At 70.8% G+C, this 24,310-nt stretch carries 23 protein-coding genes; 5 read left to right on the forward strand and 18 right to left on the reverse strand.

Going from position 1 to position 24,310, the window contains the following annotated elements:
• Positions 1 to 51 precede the first annotated feature (51 nt).
• Entirely contained in the window at positions 52 to 1,407 is a 1,356-nt protein-coding gene (locus tag ACIBL4_RS19040) for a dipeptidase (RefSeq protein WP_399411416.1), read from the forward strand.
• Positions 1,408 to 1,467: 60 nt separating this feature from the next.
• Complete coding sequence (locus ACIBL4_RS19045; protein ID WP_399411418.1) at positions 1,468 to 2,187, forward strand: MBL fold metallo-hydrolase; 720 nt, start codon at positions 1,468 to 1,470, stop codon at positions 2,185 to 2,187.
• A gap of 20 nt (positions 2,188 to 2,207) precedes the next feature.
• Here ACIBL4_RS19045 and ACIBL4_RS19050 read toward each other — a convergent pair whose 3' ends face one another.
• From ACIBL4_RS19050 to ACIBL4_RS19115, 14 genes are all read right to left on the reverse strand, one after another.
• Entirely contained in the window at positions 2,208 to 3,341 is a 1,134-nt protein-coding gene (locus tag ACIBL4_RS19050) for an ABC transporter ATP-binding protein (protein WP_399411420.1), read from the reverse strand.
• Positions 3,295 to 4,365: an ABC transporter ATP-binding protein gene (locus ACIBL4_RS19055; protein ID WP_399411422.1), complete on the reverse strand. Its 1,071-nt coding sequence runs from the start codon at positions 4,363 to 4,365 to the stop codon at positions 3,295 to 3,297. The genes ACIBL4_RS19050 and ACIBL4_RS19055 overlap by 47 nt, the downstream gene beginning before the upstream one ends.
• A 28-nt stretch (positions 4,366 to 4,393) precedes the next feature.
• Positions 4,394 to 5,386, reverse strand: a complete 993-nt coding sequence (locus tag ACIBL4_RS19060; RefSeq protein WP_399411424.1) for an ABC transporter permease — start codon at positions 5,384 to 5,386, stop codon at positions 4,394 to 4,396.
• A 74-nt stretch (positions 5,387 to 5,460) separates the two neighbouring features.
• Positions 5,461 to 7,137: an ABC transporter substrate-binding protein gene (locus ACIBL4_RS19065; protein WP_399411426.1), complete on the reverse strand. Its 1,677-nt coding sequence runs from the start codon at positions 7,135 to 7,137 to the stop codon at positions 5,461 to 5,463.
• 77 nt (positions 7,138 to 7,214) lie between these two features.
• Positions 7,215 to 8,243 carry an ABC transporter permease gene (locus ACIBL4_RS19070; RefSeq protein ID WP_399411428.1) on the reverse strand — a complete coding sequence of 343 codons (1,029 nt, stop codon included), beginning with the start codon at positions 8,241 to 8,243 and terminating at the stop codon, positions 7,215 to 7,217.
• Between the two features lie 304 nt (positions 8,244 to 8,547).
• Positions 8,548 to 9,591, reverse strand: a complete 1,044-nt coding sequence (locus ACIBL4_RS19075) for an NUDIX domain-containing protein (protein WP_399411430.1) — start codon at positions 9,589 to 9,591, stop codon at positions 8,548 to 8,550.
• Between the two features lie 144 nt (positions 9,592 to 9,735).
• Positions 9,736 to 9,936: a hypothetical protein gene (locus ACIBL4_RS19080; protein ID WP_399411432.1), complete on the reverse strand. Its 201-nt coding sequence runs from the start codon at positions 9,934 to 9,936 to the stop codon at positions 9,736 to 9,738.
• A 67-nt stretch (positions 9,937 to 10,003) separates the two neighbouring features.
• A complete protein-coding gene (locus ACIBL4_RS19085) occupies positions 10,004 to 10,240 on the reverse strand; it encodes a hypothetical protein (protein ID WP_399411434.1) in 237 nt (78 codons plus the stop codon).
• 50 nt (positions 10,241 to 10,290) lie between these two features.
• Entirely contained in the window at positions 10,291 to 10,566 is a 276-nt protein-coding gene (locus tag ACIBL4_RS19090) for a hypothetical protein (RefSeq protein WP_399411436.1), read from the reverse strand.
• A gap of 152 nt (positions 10,567 to 10,718) precedes the next feature.
• Positions 10,719 to 13,112 (reverse strand): ATP-binding cassette domain-containing protein, encoded by a 2,394-nt coding sequence (locus ACIBL4_RS19095; protein WP_399411438.1) that lies wholly within the window; start codon positions 13,110 to 13,112, stop codon positions 10,719 to 10,721.
• Between the two features lie 118 nt (positions 13,113 to 13,230).
• Positions 13,231 to 13,644, reverse strand: coding sequence for a VOC family protein (locus ACIBL4_RS19100; protein ID WP_399411440.1), 414 nt, complete (start codon positions 13,642 to 13,644; stop codon positions 13,231 to 13,233).
• A 10-nt stretch (positions 13,645 to 13,654) separates the two neighbouring features.
• A complete protein-coding gene (locus ACIBL4_RS19105) occupies positions 13,655 to 14,128 on the reverse strand; it encodes a helix-turn-helix transcriptional regulator (RefSeq protein WP_399411442.1) in 474 nt (157 codons plus the stop codon).
• Between the two features lie 45 nt (positions 14,129 to 14,173).
• Positions 14,174 to 14,629 carry a hypothetical protein gene (locus ACIBL4_RS19110; RefSeq protein ID WP_399411445.1) on the reverse strand — a complete coding sequence of 152 codons (456 nt, stop codon included), beginning with the start codon at positions 14,627 to 14,629 and terminating at the stop codon, positions 14,174 to 14,176.
• A gap of 157 nt (positions 14,630 to 14,786) precedes the next feature.
• On the reverse strand, positions 14,787 to 15,740 hold the full coding sequence (locus tag ACIBL4_RS19115) for an ROK family protein (protein WP_399411447.1): 954 nt from the start codon (positions 15,738 to 15,740) through the stop codon (positions 14,787 to 14,789).
• A gap of 161 nt (positions 15,741 to 15,901) precedes the next feature.
• Between ACIBL4_RS19115 and ACIBL4_RS19120 the strand changes: the two genes are divergently transcribed.
• Positions 15,902 to 16,966: a LacI family DNA-binding transcriptional regulator gene (locus ACIBL4_RS19120; protein ID WP_399411449.1), complete on the forward strand. Its 1,065-nt coding sequence runs from the start codon at positions 15,902 to 15,904 to the stop codon at positions 16,964 to 16,966.
• Between the two features lie 49 nt (positions 16,967 to 17,015).
• Positions 17,016 to 17,831, forward strand: a complete 816-nt coding sequence (locus tag ACIBL4_RS19125; protein ID WP_399411451.1) for a hypothetical protein — start codon at positions 17,016 to 17,018, stop codon at positions 17,829 to 17,831.
• Here the strand turns inward: ACIBL4_RS19125 and ACIBL4_RS19130 are convergent.
• Both ACIBL4_RS19130 and ACIBL4_RS19135 read right to left on the reverse strand, forming a co-directional pair.
• Positions 17,777 to 19,780, reverse strand: a complete 2,004-nt coding sequence (locus tag ACIBL4_RS19130; protein WP_399411593.1) for a protein kinase — start codon at positions 19,778 to 19,780, stop codon at positions 17,777 to 17,779. The two genes, ACIBL4_RS19125 and ACIBL4_RS19130, sit on opposite strands and share 55 nt — an antisense overlap.
• Before the next feature lie 154 nt (positions 19,781 to 19,934).
• Positions 19,935 to 21,236, reverse strand: coding sequence for a DUF6986 family protein (locus ACIBL4_RS19135; RefSeq protein ID WP_399411453.1), 1,302 nt, complete (start codon positions 21,234 to 21,236; stop codon positions 19,935 to 19,937).
• Positions 21,237 to 21,430: 194 nt separating this feature from the next.
• Between ACIBL4_RS19135 and ACIBL4_RS19140 the strand changes: the two genes are divergently transcribed.
• A complete protein-coding gene (locus ACIBL4_RS19140) occupies positions 21,431 to 22,336 on the forward strand; it encodes an endonuclease/exonuclease/phosphatase family protein (protein WP_399411455.1) in 906 nt (301 codons plus the stop codon).
• Between the two features lie 57 nt (positions 22,337 to 22,393).
• On the opposite strand, the gene ACIBL4_RS19145 is transcribed toward ACIBL4_RS19140, so the two are convergent.
• Entirely contained in the window at positions 22,394 to 23,356 is a 963-nt protein-coding gene (locus ACIBL4_RS19145; protein WP_399411457.1) for an electron transfer flavoprotein subunit alpha/FixB family protein, read from the reverse strand.
• Between the two features lie 55 nt (positions 23,357 to 23,411).
• Positions 23,412 to 24,200: an electron transfer flavoprotein subunit beta/FixA family protein gene (locus tag ACIBL4_RS19150; RefSeq protein WP_399411459.1), complete on the reverse strand. Its 789-nt coding sequence runs from the start codon at positions 24,198 to 24,200 to the stop codon at positions 23,412 to 23,414.
• Positions 24,201 to 24,310: the final 110 nt, after the last annotated feature.

Genomic DNA, 24,310 nt, shown 5'->3' on the forward strand with positions numbered 1-24,310 from the left:
AGGATCTACGGCACCCACCGCTACAACGTCGCACCCACGAGGAGCGTGCCCATGTCGTCGCATCCGGTCGCCGAGACCGTCGCCTCCCTGATGCCCAGGGCGAAGGAAGAGCTCACCGAACTGGTGGCCTTCCGGTCGGTGGCGGACTTCGACCAGTTCCCCAGGAGCGAGAGCGAGGGCGCCGCCCGCTGGGTCGCGGACGCGCTCGCCGCCGAGGGGTTCCAGGACGTGGTCCTGCTCGACACCCCCGACGGCACGCAGTCGGTCTACGGCTACCTGCCCGGCCCCGAGGGCGCGAAGACGGTCCTGCTGTACGCGCACTACGACGTGCAGCCGCCGCTGGACGAGGCCGGCTGGGCGACCCCGCCGTTCGAACTGACCGAGCGGGACGGTCGCTGGTACGGGCGCGGGGCCGCCGACTGCAAGGGCGGTGTCATCATGCACCTGCTGGCGCTGCGTGCGCTGAAGGCGAACGGCGGTGTCCCGGTCCACGTGAAGGTGATCGCCGAGGGCTCGGAGGAGCAGGGCACTGGCGGCCTTGAGCGGTACGCGGAGGCGCACCCGGACCTGCTGGAGGCCGACACGATCGTCATCGGCGACGCGGGCAACTTCCGGGTCGGGCTGCCGACCGTCACCTCCACCCTGCGCGGTATGACGCTCGTCCGCGTGCGGATCGACACGCTCGCCGGCAATCTGCACTCGGGCCAGTTCGGCGGTGCCGCGCCCGACGCGCTGGCCGCCCTGATCCGGGTCCTGGACTCGCTGCGCGCCGAGGACGGTTCGACGACCGTCGACGGACTCACCGGGGACTCGGCCTGGGAGGGCCTCCAGTACGACGAGGAGCGGTTCCGGCAGGACGCCAAGGTGCTGGAGGGCGTGGAGCTGATCGGCTCCGGGACGGTCGCCGACCGCATCTGGGCGCGCCCGGCCGTGACGGTCCTCGGCATCGACTGCCCGCCCGTCGTCGGCGCCACCCCGTCCGTGCAGGCGAGCGCCCGGGCGCTGATCAGCCTGCGGGTGCCGCCGGGCGTGGACGCGGCCGAGGCGACCAAGCTGCTCCAGGCGCACCTGGAGGCGCACACGCCGTGGGGCGCGCGGGTGAGCACCGAGCAGATCGGCCAGGGCCAGGCCTTCCGCGCCGACACCACCAGCCCGGCCTACCAGGCCATGGCGGACGCGATGGCGGTGGCGTACCCGGGGCAGGAGATGCAGTACGCGGGGCAGGGCGGCTCCATCCCGCTGTGCAACACCCTCGCCGCCCTCTACCCGCGTGCGGAGATCCTGCTCATCGGGCTGAGCGAGCCGGAGGCCCAGATCCACGCCGTGAACGAGAGCGTGTCGCCGGAGGAGCTGGAGCGGCTGTCGGTGGCGGAGGTGCTGTTCCTGCGCAACTACGCGGCGAGCTGACCGCTCTGCCGACAGCCAAGGCCCTCGTCCGCTGACGGGGGCCTTGCCTACGGTCGTCCGATGGACGTCATCGAGCTCCTCCCCCGCCTCCACTTACTGCGTTTCCCCGTCGGCCAGGCCTACCTCTGGTGCGACGGCGACGACCGCGCCGGCCACGCCGAACTGACGCTGATCGACGCCGGGCCGCCCGGCTCCGGCGCCCCGATCGCCGAGGCCGTGACAGCGCTCGGCCGTGATCCGCGGGACGTACGGCGGATCGTGCTCACCCACTTCCACTGGGACCACGCGGGCGGGGCGGGCGAGTTCGCCGCGCTCAGCGGTGCGGAGGTGCTGGCGCATCGGCTGGAGGCGCCCGTCGTAGGGGGCGAAGTCCCGGGCCCGGAGCCGGTGTTCGAGGACTGGGAGCGGCCCCTGCACGAGCAGGCGCTCAAGCATCTGCCCGAGGGCGACCACGTCCGGCCCCGGGCGGTCACCGCGGTGTCGGACGGGGACGTGCTGGACGTGGGCGGCGGCGCGCACGTGGTCCACGTGCCGGGCCACACGCCGGGCAGCATCGCGCTCCATCTCCCGGGGCACGGCGTGCTGTTCACGGGTGACACGGTCGCGGCGTCACCCGTGGACGGCTCGGTGATCCCCGGTGTGTTCAACCTCGATCGCGGCCAGGTCCTCGCCGCCTGCGGGCGACTGGCCAAGCTCGACGCAGACGTGGCCTGCTTCGGTCACGGGGATCCAGTGCTGGGGCAGGCGACCCGGGCGCTGCGGAACGCGGCGCGGGGGTAGCCGGCCCCTGGCGAACCCCCCTAGCCGAGCGCCGGATCGAGGACGATGTCCTCCTCGCGCGGTGCGACCGTCGGCTCCTCGGGGAAGTGGCAGGCGGTGAGATGGCCCGAGGGGCTGCCCTCGGCCCGCGCCAGCCGCGGTTCCTCGGTGGCGCACTTGTCCTGGGCCTTCCAGCAGCGGGTGCGGAAGCGACAGCCGGAGGGCGGGTCGATCGGTGAGGGCACGTCGCCGGCCAGCCGGATGCGCTCGCGTCGCTCGGTGGCGTCCGGGTCGGCCTCGGGTACGGCGGACAGCAGCGCGTGCGTGTAGGGGTGCCGTGGCCGGGTGTAGAGCGACTCCCGGTCGGCGACCTCGACGATCTTGCCGAGGTACATCACGGCGACGCGTTCGGAGAAGTGCCGTACGACGGCGAGGTCGTGAGCGATGAAGACGAAGGCGATGCCGAACTCCCGCTGGAGGTCCTGGAGCAGGTTGACGACCTGCGCCTGGATGGACACGTCCAGCGCGGAGACGGGTTCGTCGGCGACGATCAGCTTGGGCCGCAGGGCGAGGGCGCGGGCGATGCCGATGCGCTGGCGCTGGCCGCCGGAGAACTCGTTCGGGTAGCGGTTGTAGTGCTCGGGGTTGAGCCCGACCGTCTCCAGGAGTTCCTGGGCGCGCCGCTTGTGGCCCTGGGGCGGGTTGATGCCGTTGAGCCGCATCGGCGTCTCGATGATGGTGCCGACGGTGTGCCGGGGGTTCAGGGAGGAGTACGGGTCCTGGAAGATCATCTGGAGGTTGCGACGGGCCTGCAGCATCCGTCCGGGGGGCCGGTGGGTGATGTCCTCGCCGTCGAACACGACGGAGCCGCCGGTGGGTTCGAGCAGCCGGGTGATCAGACGGCCGGTGGTCGACTTGCCGCAGCCGGACTCGCCGACCAGGCCCAGCGACTCGGCCGGTCCGACCGAGAAGTCGATGCCGTCGACGGCTCGTACGGCTCCGATCTGACGCTGGAAGATGATGCCCTGCCGGAGGGGGAAGTGCTTCTGGAGACCGCGCACTTCGAGGAGGTTCTCGCCGGTGGGGCGGTCGGTGGTCGGCCCGGCGAGGGACTGGGGGGTGCTCACGTCATGCTCCCTTTCGTACGCCGTCACGGATCTCGTGCTTGGCCTCATCGCTGAGATGGCACGCGGCGAGGTGCCCTGCGGTGCCGGGGACGAGGCGCAGCTCGGGCCGCTCCGCGGTGCAACGGCCTTCCGGGACCCAGCCCTTGTAGGCGCAGCGCGGGTGGAAGGAGCAACCGTCCGGCAGGTTGATCAGGCTCGGCGGGGTGCCGGGGATCGGGTTGAGCCGTTCTCCGACGTCGCCGGTGAGGTGCGGCATGGACTGCAGCAGACCCCAGGTGTAGGGGTGCTGGGGCTGCTTGAGGACCTCGCGGGTGGTGCCGTACTCGATGCGACGGCCGCCGTACATCACCAGGATGTCGTCGGCGATGTCGGAGACCACGCCGAGGTCGTGCGTGATGACGACGACGGCGGAGCCGAACTCCTCCTGGAGATCGCGGATCAGGTCCAGGATCTGCGCCTGGACGGTGACATCCAGGGCGGTGGTGGGCTCGTCGGCGATGAGCAGGGCGGGGTCGCAGACCAGGGACATGGCGATCATGGCGCGTTGACGCATGCCGCCGGAGAACTGGTGCGGGTAGTCCCTGACCCGGCGTTCCGGCTGCGGGATGCCGACCCGCTTCAGCATCTCGACCGCGCGCTCCCTGGCCTCCTTCTTGGAGACCTTGTGGTGGACGCGGTAGGCCTCGGCGATCTGGGAGCCGACGGTGAAGAAGGGGTGCAGCGCGGACAGCGGGTCCTGGAAGATCATGGAGACCGTGCGGCCGCGCAGTGCGCGCGTCTCGGCCTCGGGCAGCGCGACGAGTTCCCTGCCCTCCAGCCAGATCTCTCCGGAGACCTGTGCGCGGGTGCCCTTGTGCAGTCCGAGCAGGGCCAGCGAGGTCACCGACTTGCCGGAGCCGGACTCGCCGACGATGCCGAGGGTGCTGCCCTTCTCCAGGGTGAAGGAGACGCCGTCGACGGACTTGACGAGGCCGTCCTCGGTGGGGAAGTGCACCCTCAGGTCGCGTACGTCGAGGAAGGGGGCGGGCGCGGGGGTGACGTCCGCGGGCTGCGGTGAGGTCTGAACGGACACGGGTGTTCCTAAGGACGAAAAGAGGGGCTCAGGCGAGGCGGACGCGCGGGTCGACGAGGCCGTACACCAGGTCGACGATCACGTTGGCGAGGACGACGAACGTCGCGGCGAAGAGCGTGGTGCCGAGGATGACCGGCAGGTCCGAGTTCTGGACGGAGTCGACCGCGAGCTTGCCGATGCCGTTGATGCCGAACACGGACTCGGTGATGACCGCGGAGCCGCCGATCAGGGAGCCGACGTCCATGCCGAAGATGGTGATGATGGGGGTGATGGCGGCGCGCAGTCCGTGCTTGAGGACGACGGTGGCAGCCGGCAGTCCCTTGGCGCGGGCGGTGCGCATGTAGTCCTCGGCGAAGACCTCCAGCATGGAGGAGCGGGTGAGCCGGGTGTACATCGCGAGGTAGACGATGACCAGGGTGGCCCAGGGCAGGATCAGGCCCTTGAACCAGCCGGCCGGGTCCTCGGTGATCGAGGTGTAGCCGGAGGTCGGCAGGATCTGGAACTTGTCGACGAAGAGGTACAGCAGGAGCAGACCGATGAAGTAGATCTGCACCGACACACCGAACAGGGCCAGTCCGACCGCCGCCTTGTCGGCGGCCTTGCCCCTGCGGACGGCGGCGACGGTGCCGAGGCCCACACCCAGGACGAGGAACGCCACCGCGGCGCCGAGCCCGAGGGAGAGGTCCGCCGGGAAGTCCTGGAGGAGCGTCGTCAGCACGGGGGTGTCGGTCTGGAAGGAGATGCCGAGGCAGGGCGCCGCGCAGTGGATGCGGACGCTCTGGTCGCCGTAGTCGCGGCCCGCGACCAGTCCCTTGACGAACTCCCAGTACTGCGTCAGATAGCTCTGGTCCAGGCCCAGCGAGTGCTTGATCTCCGCGAGGCGGGAGGGCGAGCAGGTCTTTCCGCAGGCCAGGAGCGCGGGGTTGGACGGCAGCGCGAAGAAGATGAAGAACGTGATCGTCGTGATCACCAGCATGATCACGGCCGCTGCCAGCAGGCGTCTGATGAGGTAACGAAACATGGGGTGCCGGGACCTGACGTGAGTGGGGTGCCCGCCGGCGGACCGGGCCGCCGGCGGGGTTCAGAGGGGGTGCGTCACTGCTTGATGTAGGCGTGCACCAGGCTGGGTTCGGCCATGATCGAGTCGTCGATGACACCGCCGACCTTCGAGCCGCTGACCTCGCTGAAGTTCATGTACATCAGCGGGACCACGGCGGCGTCCTTCAGGATCTGCTCGTCCAGCGCCCCGTAGGCGACGTTGCGCTGCTTGATGTCGGTCATCTTGCCGATCTTGTCGATCTGGGCGTTGACCTTCGGGTCGTTCAGGTACGAGATGTCGTTGTTGGACTGCGGGAGCTTCTTGATCTGGCGCCCGTCGAAGAGGGTGGGCAGCACGGTGGAGGCGTTCGGCCAGTCCGCGATCCAGTCGCCCCACGTCAGGTCGTACTGGTTCTTCACGTTGTCCACGGTGCTGAAGTAGTTGTTCTTGTCGATCGGGGTGATGTTCACCGTGATGCCGATCTTCGCCAGCGCGGTCTTCACGGCGTCGGCGAAGTGCTCGTGCGTGGGGATGTTCTCCACCGCGAGCGACATCGTCGGCTTGGGGTTGCCGGCCTGCTTCATCAGGGCCTTGGCCTTGGTGAGGTCACCGGCGGGGTTGCTGCTGTAGAGGTTGAAGTCCTTGTGGCCGTCGATCCCGGGGGCGAGCATCGTGGTGGCGTAGTTGCCGTAGGCCGAGCCGCCGAAGGCGCCGCGTACGGTGGTCTTGTCGACGGCGTACTCGATCGCCTCGCGGACCTTGATGTCCTTGACCCGGTTCATGTTGATCGCCATGTAGTTGATGCCCGGGGCCGGGATCTTGTAGTAGCGCGACTTGAGCGACGGGTCGTTCGCCATCGTCGTCAGGTCGGATCCGGCGATCGGCGTCTGCGTGATCGCGGTCTGGGCGGAGCCGCCGTCGGACTTGATCTGCTGGTCGATGGCGGCCTGGTCCTGCCCGAACTTCGCGTCGATCTCGTCGAGGTTCTGCTGACGGATCGGGTCGGTCGCCTGGCTCCAGTTCTTGTTCCGGACGAGGACCATTTCCTTGTTCTTGGCGTACGACTTGATCATGTAGGGCCCGTCGGACCAGACGTGCGTGTCGTAGGTGGCGCCGGTGTCATGGGCCTTGGGGACCGCCGACCACCCGGTCATGGTGGTGGTCTCGTTGAAGTCGGCGACGGGCTGGTTGAGATGGAAGACGAGGGTGTACTTGTCCGGTGTCTGGATCGAGGCCAGTTGCTTGCCCTGGTACGGGCCCTTGTAGGAGTCGCCGCCGACCAGCCACTGACTGGCGTACGGCGGGCCGCCGTTGATGTCCGGGGAGAAGGCCCGCTCGACGCCGTACTTGACGTCCTGCGCGGTGACCTCCGACCCGTCCTGCCATTTGACGCCGTGGCGCAGGTGGAACGTCCAGACGGTGGCGCCCTTGCTGGGCGTGCCCGTGTCGGTGGCCAGGTCGCCGACCAGCTTGGGCGCGGATCCCGTCTCGTTCCATCCGGTCAGGGTGCGGACGAGTTCGTAGTCCATGCTCGAACCCTCGGTGGTGTACGTCCGCTGAGGGTCGATGTGGTTGAAGTCGGCGTCGTCGAGGATCGTCAGCGTGCCGCCCTTGGACGGGGAGCCGCCGGCGCTGTTGCCGGAGGACCCTCCGCATGCGGTGGCCCCCAGGGCGATCACCACGGCAGAGGCCGTGAGAGCGACCGTGCGCGATCTGCGCGTGCTGCGCGTCATTGAGGAAACTCCGTTTCTTGCTACGGGCTCGGCGGCCGTTCGTGGGGCCGCCGGGCCGACACTCGGGGGGTGGCTTGTCAGCCGCGCCGGGCGCGGGGGTCCAGGGCGTCCCGGACGCCGTCCCCGAGGAGATTGAGCGCCAGGACCAGGAGGAAGAGCAGGACGCCGGGCACGAAGAGGTACATCGGGTCCTGGAGGAAGAACTGGGAGGCGTCCGACAGCAGGGATCCCCAGTCGGGGTTGGGCGGGATGACGCCGACGCCCAGGTACGACAGGGCCGCCTCGGTGGTGATGTTCTGCGGGACGGCGAGGGCGAAGGAGATCAGGATCGGCGCCCACAGGTTGGGCAGCAGCTGCCGGAAGAGGATGTGCCGCCGGCCGGCGCTCATCAGCCGCGCGGCGTCGACGAACTCCCGCTCGCGCAGGGACAGCACCTGTCCGCGCACCAGCCGGGCGGTGTACGCCCAGGCGAAGACGGCGATGTTGAGGACGAGGACGAGCAGCCGGAGGTTCTCGTCGGTGCCGCCGTGGCTGTTGGTCTGCAGGGCGTTCTGGATCACCGGGGTGAGCGCGATGATGAACAGCAGCTGCGGGAAGGCCAGCATGACGTCCATGACCCGGGACAGCAGGGAGTCGACCCAGCCGCCGAAGTAGCCGGCCGCGAGCCCCGCCACGACACCGACCGCGGTGGACAGCAGGGCCGAGGCGAAACCCACGTAGAGGGAGGTGCGCAGGCCGTAGACGATGCGGGCGAACAGGTCGTAGCCGGTGCCCGGTTCGACGCCGAGGAGGTGCTGGGCGCTGATGCCGCCCAGGGATCCGTGGGGGAAGTTGCCCGTGTCGGGATTGATCGCCTTGTTGTCGGGGGTGATCGGTCCCCAGCTGGTCAGCGCGGTGAGGACCGGTGCGAGCAGTGCGACCGCGATGAACAGGAGGGTGGCCGCCAGGGCGGCCGTGGTGACCTTGTCCCGCCTGATCCGCTTCCAGGCCATGCGGGCCGGTGAGCGGCCGGCGACGGCCGTGCCGGCGGGTCGGGGGTCCTGCGTCGACGGCTCGGCCAGCAGGGCGGTGCCGCCGGCGTCGGCCGGCTGGTGTTGCGTGGTCATCGTACGGACATCCCGGATCTGCCCCTGAGGCAAGGAAATTGAGTGGCGGTCGAAAGTGCCGCCGTGAGACTCTGCGGACTTTCGCAACGGCGTGCGAGTCCGGTCAAGCCGAGCAGGGGCCGGAAAAGGGATTGTTTGCGGTCATGGAAAAGTGTTGACGAGCACGGGGAGTGTGATTACCCGCCGCGTGAGGGAGTGCGGGAGATTCCTTGGGCAGCGGTTGGCAGTGGCGCCGTGGACGTTTCCTTTTGCTTTTGCCTCGGAATCCCCCGCGCCGGGTAAAGGGCGAGCGGAAAGCTCGGCGTCAGCCGACCGGCACCCCGGCTTCCAGATAGAACGCCGCTCCGCGTTCGCGGGCCCGCAGGGCCCAGCGCAGCCGCTCGTAGCGCACCGGTGGCAGCAGGTCGGCGGCCTCCTCCTCGGTGACGAACCGCCAGGCGCGCAGCTCCGGCCCGGGCAGCAGCAGCCGCCCGGCCTCGGCGGAGTCGAGGACGCCACCGTCGAAGAGGAGCCGCAGTCCGCCGAATCCGGGGGGCGAGGGACGCTCCCAGTCGACGACGAGGAGGCTCGGTACCTCGTCGAGGTGGATGCCGGTCTCCTCGGCGACCTCTCGCACTCCGGCACGCGCGGGCGCCTCACCGGGTTCGACGACCCCGCCGGGGAACTCCCAGCCGGCCTTGTAGGTGGGGTCGACGAGCAGCACCCGATCCTGTTCGTCGAAGAGGAGCACTCCGGCGGCGAGCGTCTCAGCGGTGGGCTCGGGCGTCTGCACGATGTCGCAGGCGGACACGGACCCGCTGGTGACGGCCTCGGCTATCCGGGCGGCGGTCTCGCGGGGCGTGAGGTCGCTGCTGTCGACGAGGTGGGCGTCGGTGGTGAGCCAGGAGGCGAGGGCGGCGCGGTACGGCTCGATGTGGTCGAAGGACCACCGGCGTATTCGCGTCTCGCCGTCCGGCAGGTCCGGCGGAACCTCGCGGCCCGCTATCCGCTCCCGCAGTATCGTTTCGGCCGGAGCGAGCAGGATGTGGCTGACCGGAATCCTGCGGGCGGCCAGGCCGCCGAAGATCTCGTCGCGGTACTCCTGGCGCAGCAGGGTCATGGGAACCACCAGGGTCCCGCCGAGCTCGGCGAGCATCGCGGCCGCCGTGTCGATCACGAGCCGTCGCCAGATCGGCAGGTCCTGGAAGTCGCCGACCTCGGCGAGGTGTTTGGGCGGCAGCAGGTACCGGAGCGCTCCGCCGATGACCTCGGGGTCGAAGAGCGTGCTGTTCGGGATCAGTTCGATCAGTTCCTGTGCGGTGGTGGTCTTCCCCGCACCGAACGCGCCGTTGATCCAGACGACGGTCACAGGTCCCCCTCTTCTGTTGGCCCCCTGAGGCTTGCCCGCTCCACCCTGCCACGGAAACCAGCCGCAGTTGAGGGCGCATGACGACGGCGCCGGCGCCCCCTCACTGGGGTGCGCCGGCGCCGTGGCCCGGGGACGGGCGAGCCGTCAGCCCTTCTCCTTCCCCTGGGCGCCGTCCTCCCTGTCCAGGGACAGGCTGTCCTTGGCGACGGTGTCGGGGAGGGTGCGGAGGGTCTCGTCCATGTTGAGAGGGCCGAGGTTCTCTCCGAGGGCGTGCGACGGGGTGACCGCCGCGACGACGAACCCGGTGGCGAGGGAGGCGATGGCGAGCATGCTGCGCTTCTTCATGCCCGGCTCAACTGCCGGATCCGCCGCGCGGTCACGCACCCGGACCCGACCGGGCGAAGCCGGGGCGTCACGCCGAGTCGTCGTCCGGGGCGGTGCCCCAGGCGGCGGGGCCGCCGCCACGCCACTCGATCAGCCCGGATGCCGCCACGTACGCCTCGTCCGCGTCCTCGATCCCCGCCCGCCGCAGGAACTCGGCGACGTCCAGCAGCCCGTAGGCGATCCCGAGGAACTGGTCGTCCACGCGCACCCGCCGGCCACCGTCCGCGGCGGGCGGGTAGACGACGACGGGTTTCACGGACGCCATGGCACCAGCGTGCGCGGGAACGGTGCCGGGCGCTCGCCGGAGTGGGCCGTTCAGCCCGCCTTCTGCGTCTGGCGGAACTCGTGGACGTCCGCGGTGAGCGTGCCGTCGTGCTGTTCGTAGTGGGACAGGGCGAGTCCGAGACCGAAGAAGGTGGGCGCCCATTCGCCGACGAAGATGCCCCAGCGGTCGGCGCGGGCGACGTTGACGCCGGGTTCCATCTTCAGGGAGCCCACCCAGGCGGCGACACTGAGGCCGATGGATGCCATGGCGGCCATGTAGGCGTGCTCGCTGCGGACGCCCATCTCGTGCATCTTCTTGATGATCATCAGCGGCTCCGTTCTGTGGGGGGACCAGGGGTCAGGGGACGGAGTGCCCTCGAAGGTGTGCCGGTATTCACACTTTTGCCGCTTATGTCCAAAAAGGCAGGGGCCGTGCGACGAGCTCGGTGTACTCGTCTCACGGCCTCCGCGGAACGTCGTCAGGCGCCCACGTAGGCGGCCAGGTGCTCCCCGGTCAGGGTGGAGCGGGCCGCCACGAGGTCGGCCGGTGTGCCCTCGAAGACGATCCGGCCGCCGTCGTGGCCGGCGCCGGGGCCGAGGTCGATGATCCAGTCGGCGTGGGCCATGACCGCCTGGTGGTGCTCGATGACGACGACCGACTTGCCGGAGTCCACGAGCCGGTCGAGCAGGCCGAGCAGCTGCTCCACGTCCGCGAGGTGGAGGCCGGTGGTCGGCTCGTCGAGGACGTAGATGCCGCCCTTCTCCGCCATGTGCGTGGCCAGCTTGAGGCGCTGCCGCTCGCCGCCGGAGAGGGTGGTGAGCGGCTGGCCGAGGGTGAGGTAGCCGAGCCCGACGTCGGCGAGCCGCTCGAGGATCTTGTGCGCGGCCGGGGTGCGGGCCTCGCCGGCACCGAAGAACTCCTCGGCCTCGGCCACCGACATCGCCAGCACCTCGCTGATGTCCCGGCCGCCGAGGTGGTACTCCAGCACCGAGGCCTGGAACCGCCTCCCCTCGCAGTCCTCGCAGGGGGTGTCGACGCCGGCCATCATGCCGAGGTCGAGGTAGATGACGCCGGCGCCGTTGCAGGTGGGGCAGGCGCCCTCGGAGTTGGCGCTGAACAGGGCCGGCTTCACGCCGTTGACCTTCGCGAAGGCCTTGCGGATCGGGTCGGCCAGCCCGGTGTAGGTCGCGGGGTTGCTGCGCCGCGAGCCCTTGATCGGGCTCTGGTCCACCGAGACGACCCCCGCGTCGGCCGGCATCGACCCGTGCAGCAGGGAGCTCTTGCCGGAGCCGGCGACACCGGTGACGACGGTGAGCACCCCGAGCGGGATGTCGACGTCGACGTCCCGGAGGTTGTTCGCCGACGCGCCCCGGATCTCCAGCGCGCCGGTGGCCTTGCGCACCGTCTCCTTGAGGGTGGCCCGGTCGTCGAGATGACGGCCGGTGACGGTGTCCGCGGCCCGCAGCCCCTCGAGCGTGCCCTCGAAGCAGACGGTGCCGCCCGCCGTACCGGCGCCGGGACCGAGGTCGACGACGTGGTCGGCGATCGCGATCGCCTCCGGCTTGTGCTCCACGACGAGCACCGTGTTGCCCTTGTCCCGCAGCCGCAGCAGCAGGTTGTTCATCCGCTGGATGTCATGCGGGTGCAGGCCGATGGTCGGCTCGTCGAAGACGTAGGTGACGTCCGTGAGCGAGGAGCCGAGGTGGCGGATCATCTTCACGCGCTGCGCCTCACCGCCGGACAGCGTGCCCGCCGGCCGGTCGAGCGAGAGATAGCCCAGGCCGATCTCCACGAACGAGTCGAGCGTCCCCTGCAGCGCGGTGAGCAGCGGCGCCACGGACGGCTCCGAGAGCTTCCGGACCCACTCGGCCAGGTCCCTGATCTCCATCGCGCAGGCGTCGGCGATGCTGATGCCGTCGATCTTCGAGGATCTGGCGCCCTCGCTCAGCCGGGTGCCGTCGCACTCGGGACAGACGGTGAACGTGACCGCCCGCTCCACGAACGCCCGGATGTGCGGCTGCATCGCCTCCTTGTCCTTGGACAGGAAGGACTTCTGGATCTTGGGGATCAGTCCCTCGTAGGTGAGGTTGACACCGTTGACCTTGATCTTGACCGGTTCCCCGTAGAGGAAGGCGTGCATCTCCTTCTTGGTGTACTCGCGGATCGGCTTGTCCGGGTCGACGAAGCCCGACTGGGCGTAGAGCTGCACGGTCCACTGGCTGTCCGCCTTCCAGCCGGGGATGGTGAACGCCCCCTCGGACAGCGACTTGGAGTCGTCGTAGAGCTGGGTGAGGTCGATGTCGGAGACCTTGCCGCGGCCCTCGCAGCGGTTGCACATGCCGCCGGTGCGCTCGAAGGTCGCCTTCTGGGCCTTGGTCCTGGCGCCGCGCTCGACGGTGATCGCGCCGCTCGCCCGGACCGAGGCGGTGTTGAAGGAGTACGCGCTGGGCGGGCCGATGTGCGGCTTGCCGAGCCGGCTGAAGAGGATGCGCAGCATCGCGTTGGCGTCGGTGGCGGTGCCGACCGTGGAGCGGGGGTCGCCGCCCATCCGCTGCTGGTCCACGGCGATCGCGGTCGTCAGCCCGTCGAGCACGTCGACCTCGGGCCGGGCCCGGTTGGGCATGAAGCCCTGCAGGAAGGCGCTGTACGTCTCGTTGATCAGCCGCTGCGACTCGGCGGCGATCGTGTCGAACACGAGGGAGCTCTTGCCCGAGCCGGACACGCCGGTGAACACCGTCAGCCGGCGCTTGGGGATCTCGATGCTGACGTCCTTGAGGTTGTTCTCGCGCGCGCCGTGCACACGGATCACATCGTGGCTGTCGGCGACGTGCGGTCCGGACGACTCTCTGTCCGTCCTCGTGGCCATGCTCATCGGTCTCCCTCTGTCGGGCGGCGCTGTCGCGGTCGGGCGATCTGCTCTCCCCGCACCGGCCCGGAGGTGCGGCGCGGGGATGGTGCGGGTGGATCCGTGGGCCGGCGCTACCGGGCCGTCACGGCTTGAGCTGCTGGATGCGGACCATGTTGCCCGCGGGGTCGCGGAAGGCGCAGTCGCGAACGCCGTACGGCTGGTCCACGGGCTCCTGGACCACCTCGGCGTCGCTCGCCTGCACCTGTTCGAATACGGCGTCGACGTCGCGGGTGGCCAGCACGATGCTGGCGTAGGTGCCCTTGGCCATCATCTCGGCGATGGTCTTGCGCTCGTCCTCGGTGATGCCGGGGTCGGCGGCCGGCGGATGCAGCACGATGTTCGTGCCGGGCTGCCCGACGGGGCCGACCGTGAGCCAGCGCATGCCCTGGTACCCGACGTCGTTGCGGACTTCGAAGCCGAGGGTGTCGCGGTAGAACGCCAGGGCGGCGTCCGGGTCGTCGTGCGGGAGGAAGCTGGCGTGAATGGTGAGGTCCATGGCCATCACGCTAGTTTCGGCCCGGGGCGGGCGCTTCTCGATTCCTGATCGGTCTGGTCACCTGTTTCGCCACGCACGACGGAATGCCCGCGGTGGCGAGGACGGCCTGGCGCCGGAAGGCGCTGGGCGGCATGCCGACCAGTTCCGTGAAGCGGGTGCTGAACGTGCCCAGCGACGAGCAGCCGACCTCGAAACACACCTCGGTGACGCTGAGGTCCCCACGGCGCAGCAACGCCATGGCGCGCTCGATGCGGCGCGTCATGAGATAGCTGTACGGCGACTCACCGTAGGCGCGTTTGAATTCGCGGCTGAGATGCCCGGCCGACATGTGCACACCCCGGGCCAGCGCCTCGACGTCCAGCGGCCGTGCGTACTCCCGGTCGATCCGGTCCTTGACCCGGCGCAGAAGGGCGAGGTCGCGCAGATGCTGCGTCGGGGCGGGTCTGCTGCTCACATGCGCGATCGTGCCACATCGCACTGACATTCGGTCGCTTTCCGCGGGAAAGCGTGTATTCCGGATCGGCCCCCGTCAGGTGTAGTAGGTGTCGAACGATGCGATCCACCACGCGGTGAGCGGCAGGAGGCAGACCTGCACGCCGGCCGTGATCCAGCACCGGCACAGGACCGCTGTCCCGAAGGTCCACCAGGCCGTCCCGTGCAACACGTTCACCACTCCGGCCTGGTATCCGTGCCCGGTCGGGTCCATCATGCCGGGGTAGCCCATCCAGTCCTCGGTGAAGACGCCGTCCGCCCCGAACACGAGGACCACCGACACGAGCCACAGGTCGGCCAGAAAGGCCGTCACGGCGAGCGCCACGTCGAAGCGCAGGTAAGCGGGTGCCGGCAGCAGCAGCCGCGCCGCGGGGTGTCCGTCGCGCCGCATCCAGTCCTCCGGCCAGACACGGACGAGCGTGGCGGCGGCGTACACCAGGGCGCCGGCCGCCGCCGCCCAGCCACCCATGAACACGAGCCCGAAGAACATCATCCCGACACCCACGCCGGGCCAGATGCCGCCCGCGCCGGAGTGGTTCCCTCCGCATCAGCGACTGCCCGGGGTCAGGAGCTGCCGGGGTCAGGAACGTGCCGGGGTCAGAAACGCGGCGGGCTCCGGAGATACCCCGCATGAACGTTCCTGCCCGGTCTCACACCCCCGCCGCGGCCGCGTCCGTCCGCTTCGCCAGCGCTGCCGCCGCCGCGCCCACCAGCCCGGCGTCGGTGCCCATCTGGGCCGGGGCCACGGTCAGGTGCCGGACGAAGGACAGCGTCGCGTAGGCGCTCAGGGCCTTGCGCAGGGGGGCGAACAGGACCTCGCCCGCCTTGCCCACTCCCCCGCCGATCACGGCGATGTCGATCTCCACGAGGGTCGCGGTCGCGGCGATCCCTGCGGCCAGGGCCTGGGCGGCCCGCTCGAAGGACGCGACGGCGACCGCGTCACCGGCCCGGGCCGCGGCGGCCACCGCGGCGGCGGAGGTGTCGCCGTCGGGGCCGGGCCGCCAGCCGTTCTCCAGGGCGCGCCGGGCGATGTTGGGGCCGCTCGCGATGCGCTCCACGCAGCCGTGCGAGCCGCACGGGCACAGATCGCCGTCAAGGTCCACGCTGATGTGGCCGATGTGGCCGGCGTTGCCGGTGGGCCCTGCGTGCAGCCGGCCGTCGAGCACCAGGCCGCCGCCGACGCCCGTGGAGACGACCATGCACAGCGCGTTGTCATGGCCGCGGGCGGCGCCCTGCCAGTGTTCGGCCGCCGTGATCGCCACACCGTCGCCGATCAGCTCGACGGGCAGGTCCCCGGCCGCGGCCCGCACGCGCCCGACGAGCGGGTAGTCGCGCCAGCCGGGCACGTTCACCGGGCTCACCGTGCCCGCCAACCGGTCGACCGGTCCGGCGCTGCCGATCCCCACGGCCGTGACCCGCGCCCACAGGGGCGCCCCGGTGAGTTCGCCGAGCACCTGCTCCACGGCCCGCATCACGGTGTCGCCGTCCTCCCGGGCGGGCGTCGGCCGCTGGGCGCGGACCAGGATCCGTCCCTGGCCGTCCACGAGAGCGCCGGCGATCTTTGTACCGCCGATGTCGAGCGCGGCCACGAGGTCGGTGTGCATGAGTGTCGGAACTCCCCGTCTACGGTGAAAGAACTGGCCGGCCAGCAGCGGAGCACGGTCCGGAGATTGCGGTGGACAGTCTCCCCCGAGCCTGACAACGTTGTCCAGGCTCTATGCTCGACGCCACATCCTCATACAAAACCCAGGACCGACGCACCCCCGTGGACGACAGGACAGGACACCGCACCGTGCCCCAGACCAACCTCCGATCCGCAGCGCGCTACGGCACCAGGCCGACCATGAAGGACGTCGCCGCACGGGCCGGGGTCGGACTGAAGACGGTCTCCCGCGTCGTGAACGGGGAGCCGGGCGTGACCCCGGAGACGGAGCGGCGCGTCCAGGAGGCGATCGAGGCGCTCGGTTTCCGCCGCAACGACAGCGCGCGTGTGCTGCGCAAGGGCCGGACGGCGAGCATCGGTCTGGTGCTGGAGGACCTCGCTGACCCGTTCTACGGGCCGCTGAGCCGGTCGGTCGAGGAGGTGGCACGCGCGCACGGCGCCCTGCTGATCAACGGCTCCAGCGCGGAGGACCCGGAGCGCGAGCAGGAGCTGGTACTGGCCCTGTGCGCGCGGCGGGTGGACGGGCTGGTGGTGATCCCGGCCGGTGACGACCACCGGTATCTGGAGCCGGAGCTCAAGGCGGGTGTCGCCACGGTGTTCGTGGACCGGCCGGCCGGGCACATCGACGCCGACGTGGTGCTGTCGGACAACTTCGGCGGTGCCCGGGACGGCGTCGCCCACCTCATCGCGCACGGGCACCGCCGGATCGGCTTCATCGGCGACATGCCCCGCATCCACACCGCCGCCGAGCGGCTGCGCGGCTACCGGGCCGCGATGGAGGACGCGGGCATACCTGTCGCGGACTCCTGGATGTCCCTCGGTGTGACCGATCCCGAGCGGGTGCGCAGAGCGGCCGAGGAGATGCTGTCCGGCCCGCAGCCGGTCACCGCGGTCTTCGCGGGCAACAACCGGGTGACGGTCACCGTGATCCGCGTGCTCGCCGAGCACCCCCGCCGCGTCGCCCTGGTCGGCTTCGACGACATCGAGCTCGCCGACCTGCTCCAGCCGGGCGTCACCGTCGTCGCCCAGGACGCGGCGGCCATCGGCCGTACCGCGGCGGAGCGCCTCTTCCGGCAGTTGGACGGCACCCTCGTCGCCCCCGAACGCATCGAGCTGCCGACCCGGCTGATCACCCGCGGCTCGGGCGAGCTGCCCCCGGCGGCCTGAGCGGCCCATGGACCATCCCACGGAACATCCGACGGAACATACGGAGCGCATGGAGCACCTCACCGATCGCACGCTGCGCGCACTGGGCCTGGCCGAGGCCCCGCGCGAGCACCCCCTGCTCTACCCGGGCGCGTGGCCCGCCGGCTCCGGGCTCCTCGACGGGGACCGCTACCTGCCGCTCGACCGGCTCGTGCACGAGGACCGCGCCCCCGTTCTCGCCATCGGCTCCAACGCCTGCCCAGGGCAACTGCGCCACAAGATGGAGGAGTTCGGGATCATGTCGCCGATCCCTATGGTGAAGGCGCGGGTGACGGGCGTCGACGCCGGCGTGTCGGCGCATGTGAGCCGCATGGGGTACGTGTCGGCCTCGCCGGTCAGCGCCCCGGACACTGTGCGGGAGTTGTTCGTCATCTGGCTCGACGCCGAGCAGCTCGCCGTGATCGACGCGAGCGAGGGCGTGCCGGTGCCGACGGGCAACTACGACCGTGCCTGGCTGCCCTCGCCCGACGTGCGCATCGACCTCGAGGACGGCAGCCGCCTGCCGGGCGCGTACGCGTACGTCAACCGGCACGGCGTCCTGCACGACGGCACGGGCGTACCGCGCACCCACCCGGGCCAGCGCGTGCTGCTCACCGAGCTGCTCGTCGGCCTGCCGCGCTTCCGGGAGCTGTTCGGTGTCGTGCCCGAGGAGTTCTGCGCACGGGCCCGCTCCGACCGGCGGCTGTGTGAACGGGGCACGCGGCTGTTCGTCGAGGAGAAGCTGGTGACGGCCTCCGGGCTGGAGCGGTACGCGGCGGTGTCGCTGCGCGCTCAGCAGACCGGGAGTCCGGGGACGGGCGCGTCGTTGTCGCCGCCCTTGATGTAGACGTCGCTGACCCAGACGTCCGTGTTGCCGCTGTCGTCGTCCGTCCTGGCCCACCAGATGTTGGTCCACCGGCCGTCGGTCTCCCTCCGGCCCAGGTTCTGCTGGCAGTAGAAGTAGTTGGTGCCGGCGTTGAGGACGCCGACCTCGGTGCCGGAGGCGGTGTACGACGTGGCGGTCTTCCAGACGGTGCAGTTGTACTTGCCGCCGCCGATGGGGTCGCAGACCGGTGCGGGCGTGGTGGAGCCGCCGCCTGTCGTGCCGTCGCCGGAACCGCCGGTGGTGGCGCCGCCGGAGGACTTCTCCGGGGCCGGGGCGGAGGGTCGGCCGGAGGACTCGGGCGTCTTGTCGTCCTCGGCCTTCTCGGAGGGGGACCTGCCCTGCTCGTCGCCCTGGGGGGTGGGCCTCTGCTCGTTCGAGCCGTCGTCGGTGCGGCCGGGCTCGGAGGAGGCCGCCGCGTCCACGCCGGCGGCGTCGGTCCGTTTGCCGGGGTCCGTGCCGCCCGAGCCTCTGAGCACGGCGACCGTGGTGCCGGCCGCTGCGAGGACGACCGTGACGGCCGCGGCGGCGAGCAGGGCGCGGGTCGTCTTGCGGCGGGGGGCAGGGCTCGGGTTCATCGGGCCGGTCGGCGAGGTGCCGCCCGGGGCGGCCGGGCCGAAGCCCTGGGTGCCGGGGTCCGAGGCCCGGGTGCCGGGACCCGGGCCTTGCGGTCCTGACATCTGTGGGCCGGGGCCCGAGGCCTCGGTGCCGGGGTTCGGACCCTGCGGTCCTGACGCCTGCTGACCGGGGCCCGGGGTCTGAAGGCCGGCGTTCGGGCCCTGCGGGCCGGGGCCTGCTTGTGCCGGCTGCCCGGTGCCCGGCCCGTCAGCTCCCGGCCGCTGCCCTGTCGCTCCCGGTGCCCCAGCGGCCCCGGAGGCCGCTGCCGGGCCGAACCCGGGCGTGCTCTGACTCTCGTGCGGCCCGGCGGCGCCCGGCCGCGCCTGCTGCGGCGGCCCGAACCCGGGCGGCACCGACGGGACACCGCGCTCTGTCTCCGGGCGTGAGGACGGAGCGGGCACCGGCCCTCGCAGCGATGACGTCGGCGTGTCCGTGCCGGACGAGTCCGCGACGGCCTGGAGTGTCTCGCGGGCCTGGTCCGCCTCCGGGCGGCCCTCGGGGCGCTTGTCCAACAACTGCTGGAGGACGGGGGCGAGGGGCCCGGCGCGGCGGGGCTCGGGCAGCGGCTCCGTGACGATCGCGGTGAGCGTCGAGAACGTGGACGTACGGCGGAAGGGCGAGGCGCCCTCGACGGCCGCGTACAGCGTGGCGCCGAGGGCCCAGACGTCGGAGGCGGGGCCCGGGTCGGCGCCCTGGGCCCGCTCGGGGGCGAGGTAGTCGAGGGAGCCGACGAGTTCGCCGCTGCGAGTGAGGTGCGTGGCCGAACCGTCGCCGGGGTCGTCCATGGTGGCGATGCCGAAGTCGGTGAGGACGACCCGGCCTGAGCGGTCGAGCAGGATGTTGCCGGGCTTCACGTCGCGGTGCAGGACGCCCGCCCGGTGGGCGGCGGCCAGGGCGTCCATGACCTTGGCGCCGATCCCGGCCGCCTCGCGCGCGTCCAGCGTGCCGCGCTCGCGCAGGACGTCGTCCAGGGACGGCCCGTCGACCAGCTCCATGACGATGAGGGGGCGGCCGTCGACCTCGGCGATGTCGTGCACGGCGATGACGCCGGGGTGGCGCACGCGGGCCGCCGCACGCGCCTCGCGCTGCATCCGCAGTCGCAGACCGGCCAGTTCGGGGCCGGCCGTGTCGGTGTAGGTGCGCAGTTCCTTGACGGCCACCTCACGGCCGAGGACCTCGTCGACGGCCCTCCATACGACGCCCATGCCGCCGCGCCCCAGCTGGGCCGTGACGCGATAACGGCCTGCCAGCAGCCGGCCGGTCCCGTCGGCCTGCCCGTACTCCCCCGTCGGCACTGCTGCCCCGTTCTCGTGACGCCCCTGGATCACTGACACGTCAGTGTGTGGCGTACAGAGTACGGGGCGGCGGTGACACGGACAGCCGGTGGTGGCGGCTGTGACAAGGCCGGTACGTGGGACGGAACCTCCGGGCAGGCCCGGGGAGAAGCGGTCAGGCGGACGCCGTCAGGTTCCCCCGCCGGGGCACCGCGAAGCTCTCCAGGTCGGCGCGGGTCAGACCGGTCAGCCGGGCGACCTCCCCGATGTCCAGGGCGCCGCAGTCCAGGCCGCGCAGCAGGTAGCCACTGAGGGCCTTGGCGGTGGCGGGCTCGTCCATGACGTCGCCGCCGGTGCGGTTGGCGTAGCGGGCGAGGCGGGCGGCGGCCTGCTCGAAGCCCTCGCGGTAGAAGGCGAAGACGGCCGCGTAGCGGGTGGGGATGTGGCCGGGGTGCATGTCCCAGCCCTGGTAGTAGGCGCGGGCCAGGGCGCGGCGGGTGAGGCCGTAGTGCAGGCGCCAGGCGGCGTGCACCTTCTCGGTCGGGCCGATGGGCAGGACGTTGGTGGAGCCGTCGGAGACGCGGACGCCGGTGCCGGCCGCGGCGACCTGCATGACGGCCTTGGCGTGGTCGGCGGCCGGGTGGTCGCTGGCCTGGTGGGCGGCGGAGACGCCGAGGCAGGCGCTGTAGTCGAAGGTGCCGTAGTGCAGACCCGTGGCGCGGCCCTCGGCGGCCTGGATCATGCGGGCGACGGTGGCGGTGCCGTCGGCGGCGAGGATGGACTGGCTGGTCTCGATCTGTATCTCGAAGCCGATCCGGCCGGGCTCCAGGCCGTGCGTCTTCTCGAAGGCGTCCAGCAGCCGCGCCATGGCGGTGACCTGCTCGGCGTAGGTCACCTTCGGCAGGGTGAGGACCAGTCCGCCGGGCAGTCCGCCGGCCTCCATCAGGCCGGTGAGGAAGATGTCGAGGGTGCGGATGCCCCGGGCCCGTACGGGCACCTCCATGCACTTCATGCGGATGCCCATGTACGCAGCCGCGGTGCCGTCCTCGTACGCCTCGGCGATCAGCCGGGCGGCGCGGGCCGCGTCCTCGTCCTCCTCGGCGTCGGGGCGGTTGCCGTAGCCGTCCTCGAAGTCGACGCGCAGGTCCTCGATCGGCTCGCGCTCCAGCTTGGCGCGCACGCGCGCGTGGACGGGCTCGGCGAGTTCGTCCGAGAGGCCGAGGACGGCGGCGAAGGACGCGGCGTCCGGGGCGTGTTCGTCGAGGGCGGCCAGGGCCCGGTCGCCCCAGGAGCGGAGGGTGTCGGCGGCGAAGACATCACCGGGGACGTAGACGGTGTGGACGGGCTGGCGGGTGCCGGGGTCTCCGGGGTAGCGGCGCTCCAGTTCGGCGTCGACCGGCGCGAGGGAGGCGCTGATCTCCTCGCTGACGGCGCCCGCGAGGCTCGTCGCCACCTTCTCCTGCTGGCCCTGACCCATTCCGAGACCCTCCTATTTTCCGCTCTACGGAATCAACAATCCGTAGAGCGAAGTTATCGGCCACCCTTCCGCCTGGTCAACACCGTCTTGAAGTGGTGTTCCCCATCCTTCACCTTTGGCCACTGTCGACCCGCCGTCTTCTTCCGTATTCAGAAGGCAAGCGTCATCCTGACGTGCAAGGGGAGGGAGATCACGTGCCGAACGAGGTCGGAGTGACGCGCCGCCACGGGCTCAAGGCGGCGGCGGCCGCCGCCATCACCGGGCCGCTGCTCACCACCGCGGGCCCCACACCGCCCGCTTCCGCCGGCGAGCACCCGGGCGCCCTGAACGTCATGACGTTCAACGTGCGCTTCGGGACCGTCGTCGACACGACACCGCGCTGGGACGTGCGCCGACCGGTGATGCGAGAACTGCTGCGCCGCGAGCGACCGCACGTCATCGGCACTCAGGAAGGGCTCTACCGGCAAGTGCGCGCGATCGAGAAGGATCTCGGCGGGCACTACGACTGGATCGGCACCGGACGTGGGGGCGGCAGCAAGGACGAGTTCATGGCGGTCTTCTACGACACGCGCAGACTCGACCCGATCGAGTTCGACCACTTCTGGCTGTCCGACACCCCGTACACGATCGCCTCGAACACCTGGGGCGCGGACTGGCTGCGCATGGTGACCTGGGTCCGTTTCGCCGATCGCGCCGACGGGGGACGGGAGTTCTACGTCCTCAACACCCACCTGGACAGCGTCAGCCAGTACGCCCGGGAACGCTCGGCGGGGCTCATCGGCGAGACGATCGCCGGGTGGGACCGGTCGTTACGGGTCATCGTCACCGGCGACTTCAACGCGGAGGCCCACGCCAACCGGGTGTACGACCTCATGCTGGACATCGGACTGGTGGACGCCTGGGACGCGGCGGCCTCGCGGGGTCCGGCGTACGGGACGCACCACGGCTACCGGGGGCCCAAGCCGGGCGGGCGGCGCATCGACTGGATCCTCACCACGCCCGGGGTGACCACGCACTGGGCCGGGATGAACACCTTCTCCATGGACGGGACGTACCCGAGCGACCACCTGCCGGTGCAGGCCTCGATGACCCTGGGATGAGAAGAAGCCCCCATGACCGTTCGTACGGTCACAGGGGCCTTCCACAAACGGAGTCGATCAGCCCTTGCGGGTCTTGATCTCCTCGGTCAGCTGCGGGACGACGTCGAAGAGGTCGCCGACGACGCCGTAGTCGACCAGGTCGAAGATCGGGGCCTCGGCGTCCTTGTTGATCGCCACGATCGTCTTCGAGGTCTGCATACCGGCGCGGTGCTGGATCGCGCCGGAGATGCCGGAGGCGATGTACAGCTGCGGCGAGACCGACTTGCCCGTCTGGCCGACCTGGTTGGTGTGCGGGTACCAGCCGGCGTCGACGGCGGCGCGCGAGGCACCGACGGCCGCGCCGAGGGAGTCGGCGAGGGCCTCGATGATCGCGAAGTTCTCCGCGCCGTTGACGCCACGGCCGCCGGAGACCACGATCGCGGCCTCGGTCAGCTCCGGACGGCCCGTCGACTCACGCGGCGTACGGCCGGTGACCTTGGTGCCGGTGGCCTGGTCGGAGAAGGTCACGGACAGCGCCTCGACCGCACCGGCGGCCGGGGCTGCCTCTACGGCCGCGCTGTTGGGCTTGACCGTGATGACCGGGGTGCCCTTGGAGACACGGGACTTGGTGGTGAAGGACGCGGCGAACACCGACTGGGTGGCCACGGGGCCCTCGTCGCCGGCCTCCAGGTCGACGGCGTCGGTGATGATGCCGGAGCCCAGACGCAGCGCCAGACGGGCGGCGATCTCCTTGCCCTCGGCGGAGGACGGCACCAGCACGGCGGCCGGGGACACGGCCTCGACCGCGGCCTGGAGGGCGTCCACCTTCGGTACGACCAGGTAGTCGGCGTACTCGGACGCCTCGTGTGTGAGCACCTTCACCGCACCGTGCTCGGCGAGGGCGGAGGCGGTGTCGGCGGCGCCGTTGCCCAGCGCGACGGCGACCGGCTCGCCGATGCGGCGGGCCAGGGTCAGCAGCTCCAGGGTGGGCTTGCGGACGGCACCGTCCACGTGGTCGACGTAGACGAGAACTTCAGCCATGGGACTTCTTCTCTCCTGCTTGCGAAAGATGAGGGGCGGTCAGCGAATGCGGGGCTCAGATGAACTTCTGGCCCGCGAGGAACTCAGCGAGCTGCTTGCCGCCCTCGCCCTCGTCCTTGACGATCGTGCCCGCGGTACGGGCCGGACGCTCGGCCACGTTCTCGACGGTGGTGTAGGAGCCCTCCAGGCCGACCTCCTCCGCCTCGATGTCGAGGTCGGACAGGTCCCAGGACTGAACCGGCTTCTTCTTGGCCGCCATGATGCCCTTGAAGGAGGGGTAACGCGCCTCGCCCGACTGGTCGGTGACCGACACGACCGCCGGCAGGGAGGCCTCAAGGTTCTCGGAGGCGGCGTCGCCGTCGCGGCGGCCCTTGACCGTGCCGTCCTCGACCGACACCTCGGAGAGCAGGGTCACCTGCGGCACGCCCAGACGCTCGGCGAGCAGCGCGGGGACGACGCCCATGGTGCCGTCGGTGGAGGCCATGCCGGAGATCACCAGGTCGTAGCCGGCCTTCTCGATCGCCTTGGCCAGAACCAGGGAGGTGCCGATGGCGTCGGTGCCGTGAATGTCGTCGTCCTCGACGTGGATCGCCTTGTCGGCGCCCATGGACAGCGCCTTGCGCAGGGCGTCCTTGGCGTCCTCGGGGCCCACCGTCAGGACGGTGATCTCCACGTCGTCGTCGGAGTTCTCGGAGATCTGCAGCGCCTGCTCGACCGCGTACTCGTCGAGCTCGGAGAGCAGACCGTCCACGTCGTCCCGGTCGACGGTCAGGTCATCGGCGAAGTGCCGGTCGCCAGTGGCGTCGGGCACGTACTTCACAGTGACAACGATCCTCAAGCTCACGCCGGCTCTCCTACTGCATCGTCATTTCCATGCTGCCTACTCGCAGGCAGCATAGGCGCCTCAAGCGGCCGATCCCGGTCGGGGCGATCCACGCTCCGAGCGAAATATTA

Source organism: Streptomyces sp. NPDC050416 (assembly GCF_044458845.1).
Taxonomy (GTDB): Bacteria; Actinomycetota; Actinomycetes; order Streptomycetales; family Streptomycetaceae; genus Streptomyces.